This is a genomic window from Methylocaldum sp. 14B (genome assembly GCF_002005105.1).
In the GTDB taxonomy this organism is placed as follows: domain Bacteria; phylum Pseudomonadota; class Gammaproteobacteria; order Methylococcales; family Methylococcaceae; genus Methylocaldum.
Genome location: NZ_MSCV01000065.1, coordinates 1 through 3,348, shown reverse-complemented (window position 1 = coordinate 3,348; position 3,348 = coordinate 1). Strand labels below are relative to the sequence as shown.

Here is a 3,348-nt window from a genome sequence, read left to right as displayed (position 1 = left end):
GTCGAACAATTAAAGTTAACGTCCTCTCGCTCGGAGACCATCGATGAAAGACACCGACTTCGTGAGATCCGCCTACGGGGTGCGGATACCCAAGATTCTGTACGGGACGGCATGGAAGAAGGACCGCACGGCGGCTCTGGTGCAGCAGGCCATCACCTTGGGATTTCGCGGCATCGATACCGCCGCCCAGCCGAAGCATTACGACGAGCCGGGCGTCGGTGCCGGCGTCGCGGCGTGTTTGAAGGCGGGGCTGACCCGTGCCGAACTCTATCTCCAGACCAAATTCACGCCCGTGAATGGGCAGGATCCCACCCGAATACCGTACGATCCGAAGGCGAGCTTGGCCGAGCAAGTCGCCCAATCGTGCGAGAGCTCACTGAGAAATCTTCAGAGCCCGTATCTCGATGGGCTGGTACTGCATTCCCCTCTAGCGAACGAGCGAGACACGATGGAAGTATGGCGGGCGATGGAAGCGATCTTCGAGGCTGGCGCCGTGAAGCAATTGGGAATCAGCAACTGCTATGCGCTCGAACAGCTCGAGCGGTTGTATCGGCAGGCGGCCATCAAGCCGGCGCTGATCCAGAACCGCTTCTATGCCGAGACCCGTTACGACCGCGAGATTCGCGCCTTCTGCCGGCAACACCAAATCGTCTATCAGAGCTTCTGGACGCTCACCGCCAATCCCCAGGTCATCGCACACCCCGCCTTGCAGACCTTGGCCGCAAAGTACCAGCGTACGCCCTCGCAAATCTTCTTCCGCTATCTGACCCAGATCGACATCATTCCTCTGACCGGCACAACCTCGGAAACCCACATGCGAGAGGATCTTGCGATCTTCGATTTCGAGCTGACGACCGGCGAGTGCGATGCGGTGACCACCTTGCTTTGATTTTAAAGACAGCTGATGGCCGAGGGGAGGAAACCAACATGCCAGTCATGGGACATCACTCAAATACCCAAACCCTGACAGCTTTGATAGCGATGGTTCACGCCCGCCCTACCGGGCTCGTTTTTACGTCCGAATGCGAGACCAGACCCCGTAAACCGACCGCCAAGACATGTGCCTTGGCGGTCGGCGTATGCGTCGGCAGTGTGAAAAACCCATAGCATCCATAGATCACGTAGCCAGGGAATACGTAAAGCCCGTTAATCATGGTGGTGATGGCGGTGTCCGTGCCCGTGTTTGCCCTTGTGATACCCGCCATCGCCATGGTAGTGGTGTCTATAGTCGTGGCCATACGCATGGCCGTGCTGATGGGGGTGTACCACTCTGTAGCACCCTTCCAGTGCCATCATCAATGTTAGCAACATTGCTATCCGCCAATATTTTGCTGATGCTTTCATCTGTATCGAAACTCCCCTAACCCATTACAAAGACAAGCGGAGTTGCCTGATCCAGATACGCCGTGTTTCTCTACGGCCGATCATGCAATTCGTTCCGCGCCTCCTTTCTACTCCTCCCGACATTAACCAAGCCTTAACGCACTTGACCCCCGCCGAACGTAGGAAGTGGAGCTTGTCGTCGTCCGCCGGCCTGCGCGGTAGCAAGCATTGCACTCGCTCCAGCCGAGTCCGTAAGCCGAACGACGGAGTTTCACTAGTCAGTTAAAGCGTTCGGAATTGGAGTATCGAGGACGCGCAGGGCGTCATGAGTGCCCATTCGATGATGTGAAGCGTGGACAGAGCGGCTACGGCGGAATTAGGAAAGAAGCGGAACGAGCCGGCATCGAAATTCCGAACGGCCCGCCCGCGTTCGCCGTTCAGATCATGAACCGCGTAAGCTCGCTTCCGCGTGATCAAGACTGACTCCATGCTTGCAAAAAGGTTGGCGGCTGCTTTTCGGGGCGCCAGGGGGAGTGTTGGAATGTGAGAACTGACGCTATTTGTGTGCTCGGATCGCCTCCGGCTCCTCAAGCGATTCCGGAATCGTTTGATACTTCTCGATGTCGATGACCACAGTCTTACCCCTTCCATCGGCATCGGTAATGAAATATTCATGGATCTCCACCACGCCGGATTCCTCGCTATCATTTACGTTATCAAACAACGAAAGCCTGACATCTTTTCCCTTTTTATCGGAAAGTGCGGTAGCTTGCGTCAAGGCCTCTAACAGTGATAGCCGCGGTGCATTAGTCCGACAATCAAAGCTGCCCCTTGCCCAAAGTCGCTATGGCGTTGACACGTTGTTGACATGCCACTGCCATAGTTGCTGCTATCGGTAAATGTCTCGTCGATGTCCGATTTTGATGACCGTCACCGTGACGGTTTGGTCTTCGATATGGCAGATAAGGCGGTAATCGCCTATGCGGTATTTCCAGAAATTTCCAAGTTCCGAGCCGTGCAAGGCTTCGCCTAGTGCTCTAGGATTTGCGGCTGTTCTTATCCGTTCATCCAGAAACTTCAGTATTCGTTTCCTGATCGGCGCATCCAGTTCCTTCAGCTGCTTCTTTACCTTGTCCGGTATCTCAACATTCCAGGCCATGTTCTTTCATGACTTCTTCGAGGGATGTTGTTTTCTCCCGCCCTTCCTTGATGTCCTTCATGACTTGTTCGGCCTCCTTAAGATCGTGCAAGTCTTGCAGGTATTCGAGAATCACTTCTCGGGTCCATTCTTCCTTGCTTTTCCCGTGCTCTTTGGCAACGGTGTCGAGTTGGTTCTCGAGTTCGGGTGAAAGCTCGATGGTGATCATGGTGTTACTCATTCAATGGGTCGGAAGGTAGCTGACCGTTACCGAACGGCTTCGTAATGAACTTCGTAGCAGTTCATGACTTCTTGGTCAATGCGTGTTCCTGTTTTGTTGCAATCCTTCAAAGGGCGCCCGGGAATTTTGAGTGTTCTGGTCGCGGATCGCGAAACCTTGTCGCCGGCGTTATTCGGTATGTCGAGCCAAGGTTTCGTCGCCATCGAACCCTGACACCTTCTCAGACATCGGGTAATCAGGCCGTATGCAGTTCCTCTCGGATAATCCGCCGTAGGGTTTCTTGGGTGATCGGCGCGTTCTCCGGTTGAATGGCGGCGCGTAGCGCCTCGTTAATCAGCGTTTGATAACCTTTCCCTTCCGCTTCAGCCTTCGTGCGGAACGCCTCAATGATGTCGTCGTCCAGGAAAATGGTGATTCGGGTTTTCCCAGGCGAAGGAATTACCGGGCCGCGTCGGCCTTTGCTGAAATCGTATTCGTCACGCATAAGCTTCACACTCTTTTGGGCTGGCCTTTCGGGCCGAAATAAGGCGCGTCCGATCCCCACGCGGCGTATGTACAACGACTAGAGCGTTTTTGATCCCGGTGTACGGATTCGTGTTCGCGCGGGAAGAACGTAGGTCGGCAATCCCTTGCCGACAAAGCCCTT

7 protein-coding genes are annotated in these 3,348 nt (G+C 54.7%); 1 reads left to right on the top strand and 6 read right to left on the bottom strand.

From position 1 onward, the window contains the following. The first annotated feature begins 43 nt into the window (after nt 1-43). A complete protein-coding gene (locus B2A78_RS25350; protein ID WP_077732832.1) occupies nt 44-889 on the top strand; it encodes an aldo/keto reductase in 846 nt (281 codons plus the stop codon). A 97-nt stretch (nt 890-986) separates the two neighbouring features. Here the strand turns inward: B2A78_RS25350 and B2A78_RS25930 are convergent, their stop codons facing one another. The 6 genes from B2A78_RS25930 to B2A78_RS25330 all read right to left on the bottom strand — a co-directional run bounded on the left by B2A78_RS25930 (nt 987) and on the right by B2A78_RS25330 (nt 3,186). Further along, on the bottom strand, nt 987-1,238 hold the full coding sequence (locus tag B2A78_RS25930) for a hypothetical protein (protein ID WP_143735323.1): 252 nt from the start codon (nt 1,236-1,238) through the stop codon (nt 987-989). A gap of 367 nt (nt 1,239-1,605) precedes the next feature. Next, nucleotides 1,606-1,800 carry a hypothetical protein gene (locus tag B2A78_RS25345; RefSeq protein WP_139841110.1) on the bottom strand — a complete coding sequence of 65 codons (195 nt, stop codon included), beginning with the start codon at nt 1,798-1,800 and terminating at the stop codon, nt 1,606-1,608. A gap of 79 nt (nt 1,801-1,879) precedes the next feature. Beyond that, the gene (locus B2A78_RS25925; protein ID WP_143735322.1) at nt 1,880-2,101 is read right to left on the bottom strand and encodes a hypothetical protein; all 222 of its coding nucleotides are present in this window, start codon (nt 2,099-2,101) and stop codon (nt 1,880-1,882) included. Between the two features lie 111 nt (nt 2,102-2,212). After that, nucleotides 2,213-2,482 (bottom strand): type II toxin-antitoxin system RelE/ParE family toxin, encoded by a 270-nt coding sequence (locus B2A78_RS25340; protein ID WP_077732830.1) that lies wholly within the window; start codon nt 2,480-2,482, stop codon nt 2,213-2,215. Next, complete coding sequence (locus B2A78_RS25335) at nt 2,466-2,702, bottom strand: DUF6290 family protein (RefSeq protein WP_205780907.1); 237 nt, start codon at nt 2,700-2,702, stop codon at nt 2,466-2,468. The genes B2A78_RS25340 and B2A78_RS25335 overlap by 17 nt, the downstream gene beginning before the upstream one ends. A 235-nt stretch (nt 2,703-2,937) precedes the next feature. Next, the gene (locus tag B2A78_RS25330; RefSeq protein WP_077732828.1) at nt 2,938-3,186 is read right to left on the bottom strand and encodes a BrnA antitoxin family protein; all 249 of its coding nucleotides are present in this window, start codon (nt 3,184-3,186) and stop codon (nt 2,938-2,940) included. Between the last annotated feature and the right edge of the window lie 162 nt (nt 3,187-3,348).

Coding starts and splice junctions, on each gene's coding strand:
- B2A78_RS25930 (WP_143735323.1), bottom strand. CDS start 1,238: ATGGCCACGACTATAGACACCACTACCATGGCGATGGCGGGTATCACA.
- B2A78_RS25335 (WP_205780907.1), bottom strand. CDS start 2,702: ATGAGTAACACCATGATCACCATCGAGCTTTCACCCGAACTCGAGAAC.
- B2A78_RS25340 (WP_077732830.1), bottom strand. CDS start 2,482: ATGGCCTGGAATGTTGAGATACCGGACAAGGTAAAGAAGCAGCTGAAG.
- B2A78_RS25350 (WP_077732832.1), top strand. CDS start 44: ATGAAAGACACCGACTTCGTGAGATCCGCCTACGGGGTGCGGATACCC.
- B2A78_RS25330 (WP_077732828.1), bottom strand. CDS start 3,186: ATGCGTGACGAATACGATTTCAGCAAAGGCCGACGCGGCCCGGTAATT.